The 17,124-nt window shown below is 62.2% G+C and carries 14 protein-coding genes; 8 read left to right on the top strand and 6 right to left on the bottom strand.

What is annotated here, in order from left to right; all coding sequences use genetic code 11:
* Positions 1-7: 7 nt before the first annotated feature.
* Both I6L40_RS05295 and I6L40_RS05290 read left to right on the top strand, forming a co-directional pair.
* Positions 8-1,324, top strand: a complete 1,317-nt coding sequence (locus I6L40_RS05295; protein ID WP_071913531.1) for a sphingomyelin phosphodiesterase — start codon at positions 8-10, stop codon at positions 1,322-1,324.
* Complete coding sequence (locus tag I6L40_RS05290; RefSeq protein WP_216995093.1) at positions 1,321-2,112, top strand: hypothetical protein; 792 nt, start codon at positions 1,321-1,323, stop codon at positions 2,110-2,112. Before I6L40_RS05295 ends, I6L40_RS05290 begins: the two co-directional genes overlap by 4 nt.
* Here the strand turns inward: I6L40_RS05290 and I6L40_RS05285 are convergent.
* Positions 2,096-3,316, bottom strand: a complete 1,221-nt coding sequence (locus I6L40_RS05285; protein ID WP_071913527.1) for a DEAD/DEAH box helicase — start codon at positions 3,314-3,316, stop codon at positions 2,096-2,098. The two genes, I6L40_RS05290 and I6L40_RS05285, sit on opposite strands and share 17 nt — an antisense overlap.
* A 146-nt stretch (positions 3,317-3,462) precedes the next feature.
* Between I6L40_RS05285 and I6L40_RS05280 the strand changes: the two genes are divergently transcribed.
* Positions 3,463-4,290, top strand: coding sequence for a transporter substrate-binding domain-containing protein (locus I6L40_RS05280; RefSeq protein WP_041209056.1), 828 nt, complete (start codon positions 3,463-3,465; stop codon positions 4,288-4,290).
* A gap of 58 nt (positions 4,291-4,348) precedes the next feature.
* Here I6L40_RS05280 and tpx read toward each other — a convergent pair whose 3' ends face one another.
* The gene (tpx, locus tag I6L40_RS05275) at positions 4,349-4,849 is read right to left on the bottom strand and encodes a thiol peroxidase (protein WP_071913525.1); all 501 of its coding nucleotides are present in this window, start codon (positions 4,847-4,849) and stop codon (positions 4,349-4,351) included.
* A gap of 229 nt (positions 4,850-5,078) precedes the next feature.
* Between tpx and I6L40_RS05270 the strand changes: the two genes are divergently transcribed.
* Positions 5,079-7,511, top strand: a complete 2,433-nt coding sequence (locus I6L40_RS05270) for a zinc/cadmium/mercury/lead-transporting ATPase (protein WP_071913523.1) — start codon at positions 5,079-5,081, stop codon at positions 7,509-7,511.
* A 210-nt stretch (positions 7,512-7,721) separates the two neighbouring features.
* On the opposite strand, the gene pulA is transcribed toward I6L40_RS05270, so the two are convergent.
* Positions 7,722-11,366, bottom strand: coding sequence for a pullulanase-type alpha-1,6-glucosidase (gene pulA, locus I6L40_RS05265; RefSeq protein WP_254204078.1), 3,645 nt, complete (start codon positions 11,364-11,366; stop codon positions 7,722-7,724).
* Between the two features lie 266 nt (positions 11,367-11,632).
* Between pulA and I6L40_RS05260 the strand changes: the two genes are divergently transcribed.
* Positions 11,633-12,046 carry a hypothetical protein gene (locus I6L40_RS05260; protein WP_182927129.1) on the top strand — a complete coding sequence of 138 codons (414 nt, stop codon included), beginning with the start codon at positions 11,633-11,635 and terminating at the stop codon, positions 12,044-12,046.
* A gap of 54 nt (positions 12,047-12,100) precedes the next feature.
* Here I6L40_RS05260 and dmeF read toward each other — a convergent pair whose 3' ends face one another.
* The gene (gene dmeF / locus I6L40_RS05255; RefSeq protein ID WP_033114019.1) at positions 12,101-13,060 is read right to left on the bottom strand and encodes a CDF family Co(II)/Ni(II) efflux transporter DmeF; all 960 of its coding nucleotides are present in this window, start codon (positions 13,058-13,060) and stop codon (positions 12,101-12,103) included.
* Between the two features lie 71 nt (positions 13,061-13,131).
* Between dmeF and I6L40_RS05250 the strand changes: the two genes are divergently transcribed.
* From I6L40_RS05250 to I6L40_RS05240, 3 genes are all read left to right on the top strand, one after another.
* Complete coding sequence (locus I6L40_RS05250) at positions 13,132-13,407, top strand: metal/formaldehyde-sensitive transcriptional repressor (RefSeq protein WP_071913519.1); 276 nt, start codon at positions 13,132-13,134, stop codon at positions 13,405-13,407.
* Positions 13,408-13,574: 167 nt separating this feature from the next.
* A complete protein-coding gene (locus I6L40_RS05245; protein ID WP_071913516.1) occupies positions 13,575-14,771 on the top strand; it encodes an amino acid aminotransferase in 1,197 nt (398 codons plus the stop codon).
* Between the two features lie 60 nt (positions 14,772-14,831).
* Positions 14,832-15,764, top strand: a complete 933-nt coding sequence (locus I6L40_RS05240; protein WP_216995091.1) for a LysR family transcriptional regulator — start codon at positions 14,832-14,834, stop codon at positions 15,762-15,764.
* A 17-nt stretch (positions 15,765-15,781) separates the two neighbouring features.
* Here I6L40_RS05240 and I6L40_RS05235 read toward each other — a convergent pair whose 3' ends face one another.
* Complete coding sequence (locus tag I6L40_RS05235; protein WP_033114015.1) at positions 15,782-16,105, bottom strand: DUF1820 family protein; 324 nt, start codon at positions 16,103-16,105, stop codon at positions 15,782-15,784.
* Between the two features lie 129 nt (positions 16,106-16,234).
* Positions 16,235-17,119 carry a YjjW family glycine radical enzyme activase gene (locus I6L40_RS05230; RefSeq protein ID WP_216995090.1) on the bottom strand — a complete coding sequence of 295 codons (885 nt, stop codon included), beginning with the start codon at positions 17,117-17,119 and terminating at the stop codon, positions 16,235-16,237.
* Positions 17,120-17,124 lie beyond the last annotated feature (5 nt).

Genomic DNA, 17,124 nt, shown 5'->3' with positions numbered 1-17,124 from the left:
TCCTGTGATGCAGAAAACCCTCAGTTATGCCGCCCTGCTGCTGGTCAGCCAGTTCCCGCAACTGGCACTGGCCGATACCGATGTCTATCTCACCAACAACAGCCCTGAACCGCTCCAGATCGACATCCGCCAAAGCGGTACCGGCCAGCTGCAACCCGGCAGTCAGTGGCTTCAGCACCGCACCGAGCTGGGCCCATGGGAGAGTGCCATGGTGCTCAGCTTCAATCGCTATGAGGGGGTCAAGGCGGGCAAGAGCTATCTGTTCGAAACCCGCGTGACTACAGCGAGTGGCGACGTCTATCGGCTCAACCAGCTGATGGAGGGAACCTGGTGGAACACCACCTTGCAGCACGGTGGCGAGACGCCGACCAGCGCATCCGGCTGGCAAAACGACAGGGAGATCCATCGCGTGGCGGGGCCACAAGAGCTGGCCTTTGCCGCCAAATTCACCGGCCGCTACGACGATCTGCACTATATGATCACGCCCCCCCAAAAACGGGAACAGCCGGAACCGGCAGAAAACAGGCTCAAGGTGGCCAGCTACAACGTCTGGGCGCTGCCGGTGATCGCCTCCAGCATCGGTGAGCGGCTGGCACTGCTGCCAGAGCATCTCAAGGGCTATGACGCCCTGCTGCTGCAAGAGGTGTTCGATGGCCGCCGCGAGGGCTTTTTGCAGGCGCTGGCGAAAGAGTATCCCTACCAGACCAAAGTGCTCAACAAGCCCGGGGTCAACGTCCACGACGGCGGCGTGGTGATCGTCAGCCGCTATCCCATAGTGCGGGAGGCACAACTGGTCTATCCCCAATGCACCGGCACCGACTGCTTCGCCGACAAGGGGGTGATGTACGCCGAGGTGATCAAGGGGGGCAAGGCGTGGCACCTGTTCGCTACCCACACCGCCAGCTTCGACACTGACGAGGCGCGCAAGCTGCGCCAGATCCAGTTCGGCCAGATCCGCGCGCTGGCTGCCAGCCTGAAGATCCCTGCCACGGACACCGTCATCTATGGCGGTGACTTCAACGTCAACAAGCGCAAGTTTGCCGACGATTACGCCGGCATGCTGGCCAACCTCAATGCCGATGAGCCGACCTACGGCGGCTATACCGAAGCGACCTTCGATCCCAGGATCAACCCCTATGCCGGTGGGCCGCTCTCGGGCGGAGCCAACGTCGAGTATCTGGACTATCTGGTGGTGAGCCGTGAGTACGGCGCCGTACGCCACAACCTCAACACGGTCTGGATCCCGCGCAGCAGCGATGGCAGCCTCTGGCCCGCCAGCAACCTCTCCGATCACTTCCCGGTCAAGGGAGAGATAAGCCGATGAAACGTTACCACGGCTTGCTGGCGTTGACTGTGCCGGCACTGTTGCTGTTCAACCTGTTCGGCGAACAAACAACACCAGAGCAGCGGGCTCCGGCCAGCCAGCCGATCCGACCAGCCAACGTGGCTGCTCAGGTGCCGCTTTCTACGGTCGCCAGCTCGCAGGCCACCACAGCATCGTCTGCTCGCCGCGAACCACTGCCCGCCAGCTGGCGGGCTATGCCGGATGAGCTGAGCCAGCAGCTCGCCAGCGAGGTAAGCGACAGCGATCTGCCGCTGGCCGAGCGGCTTGCCAATCTGGAAGGGGCAGAGGCCCGCTGGCTTGGCGAGGGAGAGAGCCTGTATCGGCTGCAGGGGGGCTATGCGCTGGCGCTGGAGGAGCTGGCTCAGGAGAGCGAGCAGTTACCGCTGGCCGAGCGACTGGACGTCCTCAGTCGCTTGCAGGATCAGTGGGCAGCAGATCACCCGGATCTGGCGGGCGAGCTGTTCAACCCGGATGCCCGCTTGCAGCAGGCTCGCCAGCTGTGGGGGGATGAGGAGCTGGCGACGTTGGCTCGCCACTTCCTGTCAGCAGAGCAAGCAGAGGCGACCGTGCAGTTTGCCGCCAACCGCCAGCAACAGCTGGATCAGCGCAGCCGCTATCAGCAGCAGCTCGCAGCGTTGGAACAGCAGCTGGCCGCCGCGCAGGGGGCTATGGCGCCTACCGCGTGGCAGCAGTACCGCGAAGAGCAGCTAAGCCGGTTCAGGCGCGATTTTTTCGCCAACGAACAGAGAGTTAGCGCCGTCCCTTGAACTGCTTGACGCTGCGTTTGGCTTGGGTGCGGCGATTGGCCTGCTTGTCGCGGGGTGGGCGCTTGCCCTCCCCGCTGGCTGGCTGGTCGGTGACCGGGAAGCCGGCCAGCTCACTCACCGGCAACTCACGTCCGGTAAGGGTGCGGATCGCAGTCAGCATATCGGCTTCACCATGACAGGTGAGCGAGATGGCGAGCCCGCTGCGCCCGGCCCGGGCGGTACGACCGATGCGGTGCACATAGATGGGGGCGCTGGCGGGCAGATCCAGATTGATCACCACCGGCAGAGCCTCCACATGGATGCCGCGCGCCATCAGATCGGTGGCCACCAGCACCCGAACCTTGCCCGCCTTGAAATCGGCGAGAGCCTGCTCGCGCACCGCCTGCTCCTTCTCGCCATGGAGTGCCGCCACCGCGATACCCGCCTTGGCCAGCTTTCTGGCGACGCCATCGGCATCATCCCGCGCACTGATAAAGACCAGTACCTGCGACCACGCCTGCTCCTTGAGCAGACTGACGAGCGCCGGCACCTTGCTGCTCTTGTTGACCAGATAGAGCCGCTCTTCGATATCGTCGGCCACGCTGTTGCGGGGATCCGCTTCCACCCGCTCCGGCGCCTTCAGCAGGCCGGTCGCCAACTCCTCAAGCTCGCCCGGCAGGGTGGCAGAGAAGAGCAGGGTCTGGCGCCCGACCGGCATGCCATTCATCAGCCACTGGATGTCGGGCCAGAAGCCCATCTCCAGCAGGCGATCAGCCTCATCCAGTACCAGAATGCGCAACCCGGCCAGATTCAGCAGTTGCTGACCCAGCAGATCCCGCAATCGCCCCGGCGTCGCCACCAGCAGTTGTGGCCCCTGCGCCAGCTCGGCCTGTTGCAGCTCCTGCGCCACCCCGCCACACAGGGTCACCAGCCGCACGCCCAGCTCATCGGCAAAGCCTTGCAGCGCACCGCTCACCTGTGCGGCCAGCTCGCGGGTCGGCACCAGCACCACCCCCTGCACCTCGGATATGGCGGGATCCAGCCGCTGCAGCAGCGGCAGACCGAACGCCAGCGTCTTGCCACTGCCGGTTCGAGCCAGCGCCAGCAGATCCCGTCCCGCCAGCACGGCAGGGATGGCCAGTTGTTGCACCCGGGTCGGGTGCTTGAGGTCGGTTGGCAGGGCTGCCAGCAGAGCGGGGGCGAGGGCGAGTTCGTTAAAGGTCATGGCGTTACGCAGATATCGGCTGAATGAAGAGGTGGAGGCGAAGTCTAGTGAGCGGGGAGAGATAAGTAAAACCCAATCCGTTATGGCACGGCAGGGATAGGGGGATGGCTACACTTGTCCTGACCCTATGCAAAGAGTGAGAAGCCATGATCAGACACATCCCCCTCCTGCTGTTGGCTGCAGCCCTGACCGGCAGCGTCACCCTCGGCCTCTCCCGCAGCACGGCGAGCGACACTGCCACCACTCAGGCCAAACCGGTTCGCATCATCAATGCCCACCTTGGCGAGCTACCGGGGCTGATCAATGCCGACAAGACGGGCCCTTTCGTCGATCTGGTGCACGCCATCGACGATCTCTACCCCGATGTGACCATCAAGATCACTATCTATCCCATTGCGCGAGCCATGGTCGGGGTAATCGCCGGCAAAGCCGATCTCGGCCTACCCGCCATCCGCAATCTCAAGGATGTCGACATGCTGCCCTACCGCTTCAGCACCCGCAGCTTTGGCAAGGTGACCCATGTGATTTACAGCAATACTGCCAATCCGGTCACCACTGACATGGCTTATGGCATAGTTCCCACCAAACGGGATCTGCTGATCGAAGCCGTGCCCGACTATATGCCCTTCCCGGTACAGCGTTCGATGAGTATCGAGCAGTCACTGCGCAAGCTCTCTCGGGGTCGCATCGACGCCTTTATCTGGGCTCAGGAAGAGGCGGACCTCATGCTGAAAAATCTGAAACTGACCAATATTCACCGTGAATTCTTTGGCGATTTCGAGGATGTTTTCATCATCCAGAAAGGGGGAAACGGGGATGAAATGGACGAATTTATAAGTCGCGCCATCGAGCAACTCGCCGCCTCCGGCAAACTGGCCGAGATTTACGAGAAAATCCACCGACCCTATGTGGATTGGCAACCATCCCCGCTTGCCAGGGCTGAATCGGTAACCACCAAGTCCACCAAGCCCTGAACAGGTTCTCTCCCCATAAAAAAATCCCGCCAAGGCGGGATTTTTTACGCTCTGCCTCTTACAGCACGGCCAGCGCGGCGGCGTAGTTTGGCTCGTCGGCCACTTCGGCCACCAGCTCGCTGTGCAGCACCTTGTTCTCTTCATCCAGCACCACGATGGCACGGGCAGCCAGACCTACCAGCGGGCCGGAGGAGAAGGCTACGCCGTAATCCTGCAGGAAGGCGGCGCCACGCAGAGTGGAGAGGGTCACCACCTTGTCCAGCCCTTCGGCACCGCAGAAGCGGGACTGGGCGAACGGCAGATCGGCGGAGATGCAGAGCACGACTGTGTTATTCAGAGCGCTGGCCTGCTCGTTGAACTTGCGCACCGAGGTGGCGCAGGTCGGGGTATCGACGCTCGGGAAGATGTTCAGGATCTTGCGCTGACCGGCGAAGCTCGCCAGGGTCAGGTCGGAAAGATCCTTGGCCACCAGAGCGAAAGGCTTGGCCTGCTCACCGGAAAGCGGGAAGTGGCCAGCGACAGAAACCGGGTTGCCTTGCAAAGTGACTGAGTTGCTCATGTGTCATGTCCTTTATTGGTGTTGTAAAAATCAGGCCTCCCAGTATAGGCGTGCCGGGGGTACACAAACACCCGTCAACCACAGGGATATAACGGGAAAATGGCGCCTCCCCTGCTGAATCATCAGCGTGATAAAAAGGGGGTTGACCTTGGATATAACACCAAGGTTTACACTTGCCTCAGTTATTCAGGATCCCGCAGGGGCGGGATCCAGCCAAGAGGAACACACCATGAGCAAATCCTGCTGCTCCACCCAGCATGCTGCGGCCCCCATCAAGGCTGTCAGCAAGGCCAGCTCCACCGAGCACCAGCATAACAGTCACTGCTGTGACAATGCCGCGCCGGTCAGCTGCTGTGGCGGCGCCACCTCTCATGATCATCAGGATCTCGAGAAGTGCGACTCACCGGGAGATGAAGAGCCCCCCCTAGGCGGCGCGCACTCCCGGAGCTGCTGCACAGCGAACTCATCCCATGACCATGACCATGACCATGACCATCATGATCATGACCACGATGCGCAGGCTCCTGTCGAGCCGCTGACCGCACCGGCGCAAGGCAACAGTCGCCACAGCTGGCAGGTGTTGGGGATGGATTGCCCCAGCTGCGCTCGCAAGATCGAGACAGCCGTCAGCCGTGTCAACGGTGTCCAGCAGGCTCGCGTGTTGTTTGCCACCGAGAAGCTGGTGGTGGATCTGGCCCCCGGCCTCTCCCCTGATCCCGTCACTGCCGCCGTGCTGGCCGCCGGTTTTCAGCTCAAGGGCGAGAGCAGCGGCAAGCAGGAGCCCGGCCGTGAGCGCGGCCCGCTGCAGACCCTGCTCGCCAAATATTGGCAGCCGCTGTCGCTGGCCGGCCTGATGCTGGTGGCGGCCCTGCTGCCGGGTAACATCGGCCAACCGCTCTTTACCCTGGCCACCCTCTGGGGGCTGTGGCCCATCTCTCGCAAGGCGTGGGCGCTGACCAAGAGCGGCTCCCCCTTCGCCATCGAGACCCTGATGACGGTCGCCGCCGTGGGGGCCCTGTTCCTTGGCGAAACCGCCGAAGCCGCCATGGTGCTGCTGCTGTTCATGCTGGGTGAGCATCTGGAGGCCTACGCCGCCGGTCGCGCCCGTGCCGGGGTCACCGCATTGATGGCGCTGGTGCCTGACAAGGCGTTACGGATCCGTACCACTGCCGAGGGCGAGGTGCGCGAAGAGGTCGGCGCCGATGAGCTGCGTCCCGGCGACATTATCGAAATCGCCCCGGGCGCCCGTCTCCCGGCCGATGCCCGCCTGCTCGACGCCCTCGGTGCGTTTGACGAAAGTGCCCTGACCGGTGAATCCATCCCGGTGGAACGCCGCCAGGGTGACAAGGTGCCGGCCGGCAGTCTGGCTGCCGATCGAGTGCTGCGTCTTGAAGTGGTATCGGAACCGGGCAACAACGCCATCGACCGCATCCTGCACCTCATCGAGGAAGCCGAGAGTCAGCGCGCACCTATCGAGCGCTTTATCGACCGCTTCAGCCGCTGGTATACCCCGGCCATGATGCTGGTTGCCCTGCTGGTGGTGCTGGTGCCGCCCCTTGCCTTCGGCCAGAGCTGGGACGAGTGGATCTATCGCGGGCTGGCGCTGCTGCTCATCGGTTGCCCTTGTGCGTTGGTCATCTCCACCCCGGCAGCGGTTACCTCCGCACTGGCGGCGGCAACCCGGCAGGGGGCCCTGATCAAGGGTGGTGCCGCACTGGAGCGATTGGCCCATATCGATACCGTGGCGTTTGACAAGACCGGCACCCTGACCCTGGGCAAGCCGCAGCTGACCGAGCTGGTGAGCCTCAATGGTCAGAGCAATGGCGAACTGCTGGCACTGGCTGCCGCCATCGAGCAGGGCTCCCACCACCCGCTGGCCCGTGCCGTGGTGGCCGCCGCCAACGAGCAGGGGCTGGCACAGGCAGAAGCCCGCGATCTGCGAGCCCTGCCGGGCATGGGTGTTGAAGGGCGCATCAACGGCGAGCTGTGGCAACTGCTGGCACCGAGCCGGATAGCTACGCTGAGCAAAGATCAACAGGCCCAAATTGCCATGCTGGAGCAACAGGGCAAGACGGTGGTCGTGCTCTGCCAGAGCAGCAGCGAACAGGCTCTGCCGGTGGCCCTGCTGGCCCTGCGGGATCAGATCCGGCCGGAAGCGGCAGAGGCGCTGCAAGAGCTCAACCGGCTCGGCCTGCAGAGCATCATGCTGACCGGGGACAACCCCCGCGCCGCCGAGGCCATCGCCGGTGAACTTGGGATGGGCTGGCGCGCCGGCCTGTTGCCGGAGGGTAAGGTCGATGAAATTGCCAAGCTCGCCAGCTCGCAGAAAGTCGCGATGATCGGCGATGGCATCAACGATGCCCCGGCCATGAAGCGGGCCAGTATCGGCATCGCCATGGGGGGGGGCACCGACGTGGCACTGGAGACCGCCGATGCGGCGCTGACTCACAACCAGCTCGGCGGCATCGCCGCGATGATCCGCCTCTCCCGCTCTGCACTGGCCAATATTCACCAGAATATCGCGCTGGCTCTGGGACTGAAGGCCATCTTCCTGGTCACCAGTCTGCTCGGCATCACCGGCCTGTGGATTGCGGTGCTGGCCGATACCGGCGCCACCGCGCTGGTCACCGCCAACGCCCTGCGCCTGCTGCGCAAGCGTTAAGCCAGCCGATAGCATCCCAACCAAAAGCCGTCCCCCAACCGGGACGGCTTTTCTTTTTCCTCTCATTTCTCTCACTGCTCCCCGTAAAAGAAAAAGCGCGCCTGCCGGTCGGCAGTCGCGCTTTGCTTACTCTCTCGGATTATCCCACCCTTGGCGAGGTGGAATTCAACCCGGGGACGCCGAGCCATCCCCCGGGCTCAATGGGTTTGCCTAGGGTGTTGCATCCACCACGCTGACGCTCAGGGTCGGTTTCTCCTTGTCCATGGCGGTAAAGACAAACTTGTAGTTGCCTGCCTTGCTCAGGGTCATACCGACGTCACTCCCCCCTTTGCACAGGGTAAGAGGGGCTGAAACGGTCAGCACATCGCTCGGCGCACACTTGCCGTAGTTGGCGATATTCCAGCTGGCATCGGCGATCTTCAGAGTGGTCTGACCCAATTGGCCATCGGTGACCGGCACGGTCAGCCCGTACATGTAGTTGCCATCAAAGCTCATCTGGTTGACCGCATCCCACTGCCCCAGGAAACCACGCACAAAGATGCCCGTGTTGCCAAACGGTGGCAGGGTGCTCAGGTCGGTTTTCTTGCCAAGCGGCAGACCCGCCCCCTGCGCACCGGACTGCGGCTTGACGAACACCGCGGCCGACCAGGCCCCCAGGGTCAGGGTGCCGCCACTGACAGTGGCATCGCGGGCGATGCTGTTGCCAGCGTGGTGAGCAGAGCTCAGTTGCAGACCGCTCAGGTCGATCGGCTGATCGTTGCCATCACGGAAATCGCCGATGCTCTGGCTCTGGTTGGTGGCGTTGATCATCACCACCAGACCGTCGATGGCCGGATCCAGATCCGCTCCCGCATTGACGCCGTCATCCACCGTCATCACGATGAGGCCGGGCACCTGAGCCGGGCCGGTATTGCGGAAATCGACCCGCTTGATCACCTCGGCACCACTGCCAAGACGCAGCAGACGCGATGATTTGCGCAGCTCCGCCAGCTCCTGATAGAAGCCAACCATGGTCTCCATGTCAGTGCCGTTTGGCTTGCCGTTGAGCGTCAGCACCTTCTCGATCAGCGGATAGTTGTCGCCATCCTTATCCTTGCGCGGCAACCCCTTGTCGAAGTTGTTGTCGGCCAGGGTGTAGTCGACCTTGTTGTACCAGTCGCCCGAGTCGTAGCTGTCCCGCTCCATGGATTTGGATCGCAGCAGCTCGACACCGGCGTGGGTGAAGGGAATCCCCTGACCCAGCATGGCAGTCGCCAGCGAGACCCCTTGCATCCGCACCAGATCGGCGCTGGCAGGCGCCTTGTAGCTCAGGTTGTCGAACAGCGTCTGGTTGTCGTGCTTGTCGACATAGTTCTGCACCTCCCCCGGATCCTTGGCATAACCGGCGCTCTGGCCGTTGTAGTCGATCTCGGAGCCCTTCTTCGGCACCCCGTCCTTGTCGGTCAGGACGAAATCCCTGAGGTTGCCCGCCATGCCAAGACGCACCAGATCCGCCAGATGGAGTGCCTGATCCCTGGTCACCTTGCTCGCTTCATTGGGGTAGACAAAGGCTCCGTTGCCAAAGCCCTGAGTCTCGCGAATGGTATCGCCACCGTCGAACGGACTGCCGCCGCGCACCGCATCCCGCAAGCGGTCGGAGAAGGAGCCGATGCCGGTGCCGGCCAGATGCTTCTGGGTCGCCTGCACGAAGCGCTTGTCATCCTGTACCTCGCCGAAGTTCCACCCCTCGCCGTAGAAATACATATCGGGGTTGACCTTCTTCACCGCGGCCAGCGCCTGCACCATCTGATCTTTCGGGTGGTGGCCCATCAGGTCGAAGCGGAAGGCATCGATCTTGTAGTCGCGCGCCCAGATCACCAGCGAGTCATCCATCAGCTTGGCGAACATGGCGTGCTCCGGCGCCGTGTTGGAGCAGCAGGTTGAGTTCTCCACCGAGCCGGTCTCCGGATTGAGGCGCTGATAGTACCAAGGCACTATCTTGTCGAGCACCGACTTGGGACCCAGCCCGGATTCGTTGGTGTGGTTGTAGACCACGTCCATCACCACGTTCATGCCGATATTCTGCTTGATGGCCTTGACCATCTCGCGGAACTCAAGGATACGCTGGGTGCCCTCGGCATTGGTGGCGTAGGAGCCTTCCGGCGTAGTGTAGTGGTAAGGATCATAACCCCAGTTGAAGGAGTCGACACCGCGCAGATAGCCGGAGAGCTCCTGCACCTGCGGGTTATCCTTGGTGTCGCCCGACTTGAGCGTATCCAGCACCTGGCCGACAGTCTGGCCACCGCCGCAGTAAGTGCCAAACTTGGATGTTTTCACCTCCGGATTGACCTGACAGAGCTTGCTGAAGTCATCGCCGATATTGGCCACCTTGGCCGGATCCTCGTTGACGGTAGCTATGTCGAACACCGGCAGCAGATGCAGGTGGCTGACGCCGCTCTTGGCCAGCGCCTGCAGGTGGGCGACCGGCTTGGTGCCATTATCGGTCAGGCCGAGGAACTTGCCGCGATGCTCCACCGGGGTGGAATCATCGTTGCCGGTGAGATCGCGGACATGGGCTTCATAGATGGTAATATCGGCTGGATTCTGCTGGCTGTGGGGCGCCTTCAGGCTGTCCCACCCTTCCGGCTTGAGGGCCGGATCGTTGAGATCCACCACCTGACTGAACTCGGAGTTCATCGCCAGACTCAGGGAGTAGGGATCGGTCACCTCGTAGTGCTCGACCTTGCGGCTCAGCGGGTGGTAAACCTCCATGTCGTAGCGGTAGAACTTACCGATCATCTCGCTGCCCCCTTCGTAACTCCAGCTGCCACTGGCGCTGTCAAAGGTCATAGCTACCTCGCCACTCTTCTGGTGGCTGGCGTTGTAGAGCGCCAGTTTGACCGACTTGGCGGTCGGCGCCCAGAGACGGAAGGTCACCCGGTTGCCATCTACCACGGCACCATAGCTGAGCTTGGTTGCTTCGGTCGCATAAAGGGCATCGAGCGCACCGGCGCTCTGTACCAGGGTCGCCCCCTGCAAAATGCCGTCAGCATCGGTACCAATAGCCACCAGCTCCCCCTTGAGCAGAGGCTTGAGATCCTTGCCAGCTGGCAGGGCAAAGGCTGCAGCATCCTTGAGGTGAGGATATTTGGCCTGCTGCTCGGCGGTGAGGCTGGTCGGGGTCAGGGTGATATAGGGGAAATCAAATACCCCAGCAGCATTGGCCTTGATGGATCCCGTGTCGGTGTAATAGAGACGAACATGGGGCTTGTCCTTGCCACCTTGCCAGATCAGAGTGTTGCCATCGATCAGATGAGCGCTGGCCCCCGCCACGCCGAACGCAGCGGTAAAGGCGTCGGCGCGGCTGCCAAACACCTCCTTCTTGCCCGCCACTATGGCCACGGTGCGATCCGGATGCTCACTGAAGATCACCTTCATATCGCTGCCGGTCAGGTTAGCCAGATCGCCGTTGCGGGCGATAAAGTTGATGCACCCTTCCACTTTTTTGAGCGGAACGACCCAGGCCGGACCAAAGCTGTCAACCGCAGCAGGAGTCTTGCTCTTGTCATCCCAACCGCTGTTCAGGCCGCTGTCAGCCGTTGCCTTGCAGGCGTCGTTGTTCCAAAGATGCAGGCTGTGGCTGTCAAACGGTGCCTTGGCGCCTTTGGCTGCCGACTGGGTATCCACCAGCGCAATGACCACCTCATTGGGGCCCGCTTGTCGAAGCTCCTTGGGAGGATCCATCTTGGGCAGACGAGCGACAGGGCCATCAGAAGGTTCAGGTGTTGAGGGAGATGTGCTGTTGTCATTACAGCCAGACAAAAGCATGAGCAGTGAGGCTGTTGCCAGCGCCACTTTGGTCTTTTTCATATCCATGATTTTTATAATTCCCGCTGTGTAGTTAGTCTCGATAATCGAGCACCCGGTCATTGCCAGGTGGTGCCATCTTAATCAGCGAAAATCGTTGCAAATGTGAGCAAGCAGGCAGAAAAGCCAAACTTTTTCAACAAGATAACGTTTTCAGATGGAAACTTGGATCCGGCTCACAGACCCCGCGGCAATTTGGCCTCATATCTGACTAACGGTGGTCACCGGGTCGGGAAAAGCAATTTTCGATCAAGTGGATAGAGAAGGAGCAGGTGATGAAAAGGATTGAGGAACAGGCGCAACGACTGGATCTGGAGTACCAGGCGATCGGTCTGCTGTTCGACCAGTTTTGCCAGCAGGCTGGCACCTTGGCCGAACAGTATCACTTCTTCAACTGGCCCGACTATGAGGACTCACCTCCCCTGAGCCGTGCCTTCACTCTGCTGGGAGAGCCCCGCGAACTGCGACTGCGCTGCCAGCCCGGCGAGCGCGGCGCCCTCAACGGTCTGCTCCAGGTGGTAGCCGAAGATGGCACTGTCGATGCGAGCCTTGGCTTTGGTGCCGACGGACAGCTGCTGCTGGAGTCCGGCAAACTGCTCGACAACCCGCCGCAACTGCTGCTCAAGCTGCTGCTGGGCGCGGTCTGGCAACACAAGCCGCAGGAGGAGAGCACCGGGCAGCCGCACTGACATCAGAGCGCCAACGGCACTGAAACAGGGTGGCCCACGGCCCCCTGTTTGCTCTTATTCGGTCGCAATCTCGATGGTCACGTGCACCAGCTCTTCATGGATGGCGAGCCGCTCGCGGATCTGGTTGGCCGACAGGGGCGCCATCATCAGCAGGGAGAGCACGCAGGCATACTGCTGCTGCCCCACTCGCCAGACGTGGAGGTCGCGGATCTCGGTCTGTGGCAGTTCGGCAATCACCTCGCGGATCTCCGCCACCAGCGGGGCATCCATCTCGGCATCCAGCAGCACCCGGCCGGAGTCGCGCAGCAGCCCCCATGCCCATACAGCGACCAGTCCGGCACCCACTATGCCCATCAGCGGATCGAGCCAATCAGCACCCCACAGCATGCCACCCACCAGCGCCAGAATCGCCAACACCGAAGTAGCCGCATCCGCCAGCACGTGGATGTAGGCGGCACGCAGGTTGAGATCCTGATGGCCGTGGTGATGATCGTGCGAGTGATCGTGGTCGTGATGATCATCATGGTGACCATGCCCATGGCCGTGATGATGGTGGTGACCGTGATCATCCTTGAGCAGCCAGGCACAGGCCAGATTCACCAGCAGGCCGACGATGGCGATGGCGATAGCCTGCTGGTAGTGGATCGGGCTGGGATCCAGCAGCCGGAACACTGATTCGAACAGCATCATGCCGGCCACCCCCACCAGCAAGAGAGCGCTGGTGAAGCCACCCAGCACCTCGATCTTCCAGGTGCCGAAGCTGAATCTATGGTCGCGGGCAAAGTGGCGGGCGGCGCGGTAGGCAAGCACCGAGAGACCGAGCGCCAGGGCGTGGGAGCTCATGTGCCAACCGTCGGCCAACAGCGCCATGGAGTTGTAGAACCAGCCGCCGCCGATCTCCGCCACCATCATGATGACAGTGAGCAGCACGGCCCAGCGAGTCTTCTGTTCGGCCAGCGGATTGCCTTCGTGCACGACGGGTTGGTGGCAGTGGGATGAGGCGAGGGATGACATGAATTTCTCCTGAGAACTACAATGCAATATACTATACCCCAGTATAGTTTTATTGATCGAGAGAATCCTGCATGTCACACACCATCCACGACAAGAAGAAGCTGCTGGCACGGGTGCGCCGCATCAAGGGACAGGCCGGGGCGCTGGAGAGTGCGCTGGAGCAGGAGAGCGAGTGCGCCGCCATCTTGCAGCAGATCGCGGCTATTCGCGGCGCCGTCAACGGCCTGATGCTGGAGGTGCTGGAGGGCCACATGCGTGAACATCTCGGCGCCGAAGAGGCGACCCCGGCCGAGCGGCTGGAGGATCTGGATCAGGTAGTGCGGGTCTTGCGATCCTATCTGAAATAAGGCCTGAGAATGGGGCTGCGGGCGACTCGCATCATCCCGTTTACACCAGACCAGTGTCAGCCCGCCAGCCCTGCCCCTTTCTGACTTGAGCCCTCGCCGGCTTTACGCCATGATGAGCGCCGATCATTGATCGCCATACCCTGGATTCCATTTCGCAAGGACCCCCCATGTTTGAACACGTCGATGCCTATGCTGGCGACCCCATCCTGACCCTGGTCGAGACCTTCCACAAAGACACCCGCGAGCAGAAGGTGAACCTGGGGATCGGCCTCTATTACGATGAGCAGGGCCGCATTCCGCTGTTGCCGTCGGTGCAGCAGGCCGAAGCCCAGCGCGCCGCCGCCCCGGCCCCGCGCCCCTACCAGCCGATGGAAGGCGCCGCCAACTACCGCACCGCGGTGCAGCACCTGCTGTTCGGTGCCGACCATGAAGCGGTCAAGGCGGGACGTATCGCCACCATCCAGACTATCGGTGGCTCAGGCGCGCTCAAGATCGGCGCCGACCTGCTCAAGCGCTACTTCCCGACCTCCGAGGTATGGGTCAGCAATCCGACCTGGGACAACCACAAGGCGATGTTCGAGGGAGCTGGCATCAAGGTGCACGACTACCCCTACTACGATGCGGCCAACGGCGGCGTGCAGTTCGATGCGATGATCGACTGCCTGAGCACCCTGCCGGCCAAGAGCATCGTGCTGCTGCACCCCTGCTGCCACAACCCGACCGGAGTGGATCTCTCCCGCGCCCAGTGGGATCGGGTGATTGCGCTGGTGGTCGAGAAGAACCTGATCCCCTTTATGGACATCGCCTATCAGGGCTTCGGTGATGGACTGGAAGAGGACGCCTACGCCATCCGCGCCATGGTGGCCGCCGGTGTCAGCTTCTTCGTCAGCAACTCCTTCTCCAAGAACCTCTCCTTCTACGGCGAGCGCTGTGGTGGCCTGTCGGTCATCTGCAAGGATGCCGAAGAGGCGAGCCGGGTGCTGGGCCAGATGAAGGCCACCGTGCGTCGCAACTACTCCAGCCCTCCCACCCACGGTGGCCAGATCACCGCGGCTGTGATGAGCCAGCCCGAGCTGCACGCCATGTGGGTCGATGAAGTGACCGAGATGCGCACCCGCATCAAGGCAATGCGCCAGAAGCTGTTCGAGGTGCTGAGCACCAAGGTACCGGGCCGTGATTTCAGCTACTTCATCAACCAGCGCGGCATGTTCAGCTACACCGGCTTCACCCCGGAGCAGGTAGATCGCCTGCGCGAGGAGTTCGCCGTCTATCTGGTGCGCTCCGGCCGCATGTGCGTGGCGGGCCTCAACAGCCGCAACGTCGACTACGTAGCCGACGCCATGGCCGCGGTGCTCAAGGGCTAATCCGCATCAGCCCCGCTTTGGCGGGGCTTTTGGTCTGTTTCATTCGCTTGTGGAATCTTTATGGATCTGATCGCACTCTCGAGATTGGGCGGTCGCCATCTGGTCACCCTGCACCTGCTGCTCGATAACCAGAGCGTCACCCGCACCGCCGAGCGGCTCTGCACCACCCCCTCTACCGTCAGCAAGACCCTCAACCAGCTGCGTGAACAGCTCGGCGATCAGCTGCTCTACCGCCAGGGCAACCAGCTGCTGCTGACCCCCTTTGCCGAACGGCTGGCCCCGACCCTGCACCGACTGGTGAGCGAGCTGAGCGGACTGACCCGCCAGAACGCCTTCGACCCCCAGCAGTGGCAAGGCACCTTGCGGCTGGGATTGCGCGAGAGTGTGATGAGCTGGCCGGTGGGGCCGATTTTGGGGCAGCTGATGAGAGAGGTGCCCGGCATGGTGCCGGAGATTTGGAACAAGGATGAGCAGGGGCTGGAGGCGCTGGCGGCGGGCAAGCTCGACTTCGTCATTCTGCCTCACGATCAGAGCCAGCCACTGCCGCGCCAGCAAGGACTGGTGTGGGAGACACTCCGGGAGGAGCAGCTGGTTTGCCTGCTGCGTAAGGATCATCCTGCGCTGGCACAGCCATGGGATCTCGATGCTTACCTGAGCTGGCGCCACATCGCCATCCGCGACAGCGAGCTGGCCAACCCCTTCTTCGAGCAGAGCCTGGCCCAGCAGCAGGTACGCCGCCAGATTGGCGCCACCCTGCCCGATTTTGCCAGCGCCGCGGCCCTGCTACCTCACTGCGATCTCATTCTCACTGCCATCAGTGGCTGGGCGACACGCATGGCCAGCCAGCAGGATCTGGCGATCCGGCCGGTTCCGTTCGATTACGGCAAGGTAAGCCACAGTCTGGTCTGGTATGGCCCGGCCGGCGATGGTTCGGCCCGCCACTGGTTCCGCCAGCGGATCCTGCAGCTGGGCTGGGAGTTGACGCCGCCCTGAACCGGGCGGCCCTGCCATCAGGGGCGTTTGGTGTAGATAGGGCTGGGGAAGTGGGAGACATTGTTGCCCAGCTCGGTAATGCGGGCCGCCCCCTGTTTTTGCACCTGATCGATGCGCAGCACCTGATGCATGGGGATCATGGTGTGGCGGACATCGGCAAATTCGTTTTTGAGCTTCTCGTGGCTGGGGTCGACGATAAGCGCCGTGTGGTTGTCCCACACGAAGTCGGCGATCTCGATAAAGCCGAACAGCTGACCCTGATTCACCTCGCGCACATACACTTCGTAGCGCTCGCTGTGGCAAATAAACTGAACCCGATATAACGCCTTGCTTTCACTCATGATTCTTTGTCATCGCGGGGAAGAGGATGGCCGATATTCTAGCCGCCCCAATCGCCCCCTCCAATAGACAGAAATCACAGTTGTCCGCTTTGGCGGCGCAGCCTGTCGTATTGTGGCATGACTCCGAAATCAGATTAGCGGCGGCAGCGTCACTGGCCCCAGCCCTGCCTCACGCAAGCGGCTTGCCAGCAGTTCCAGCTCGTCACGGGTTGCCTCGGGCCAGCGGGTTGCGTCTCCTCTCACCCCGTGATGGCGAAAACCGTTGAGCCGGATCGGCACAGCGCCGAGCTGGCACAGAAAATCGGCAAGACCGCGATCGAGCAGCCCCTCTGCATCCAGAAAATCGCTCCTGCCCGGCACATGGAGCAGCCGCAACTCGGCCAGCTTGCCGTGACTTGCCAGCAACCTGAGCGAAGCCAGCACCCGCTCGCGGCCATAGCCGGTCAGGGAGAGGTGTACCGAGTCACGCCACCCCTTGAGGTCGATCATGGCACCGTCGAGCTGCGGCAGCAGCCGCTGCCAGCCAGTCTCGGCCAGCGAGCCATTGCTGTCGAGCAGACAGCTGAGATGGGCCAGATCAGGCGCCTCCTTGATGGCGCGAAACAGAGCCGCAACGAAAGGCAGCCGGGTTGTCGCCTCACCGCCCGAGACGGTAATGCCGCTCAGCAGCGGGCCGTAGCGGCGCAGCAGGGCCAGCACGTCGGCCACCGTCATGGTGGTCGTCTTGGGGTTGGCGCTGCGCGGGCAGGCCTCCAGACAGGCGTCGCAATCTGTGCAGAGCGCCTCCTGCCAATGAACCTTGCCCTCGCTCATGGTGAGGGCGCCACTCGGGCATACCGCAAGGCAGTCGCCGCAATCGTCGCACAGCCCGATAGTGTGGGGATTGTGACAACCGGGGCAGCTGAAGTTGCACCCTTGCAGGAAGAGCACCAGCCGATTGCCCGGCCCATCAACACAGGAAAAAGGCAGCACCCTGCTCACCAGGGCGCTGCGCGTCAGCAGAGCTTCATCCATCGGAC

Source organism: Aeromonas sp. FDAARGOS 1410 (genome assembly GCF_019048745.1).
Taxonomy (GTDB): domain Bacteria; phylum Pseudomonadota; class Gammaproteobacteria; order Enterobacterales; family Aeromonadaceae; genus Aeromonas; species Aeromonas jandaei.
Note: the sequence above shows the minus strand (reverse complement) of the source record. Positions and strands in the feature narration are given on the sequence as shown.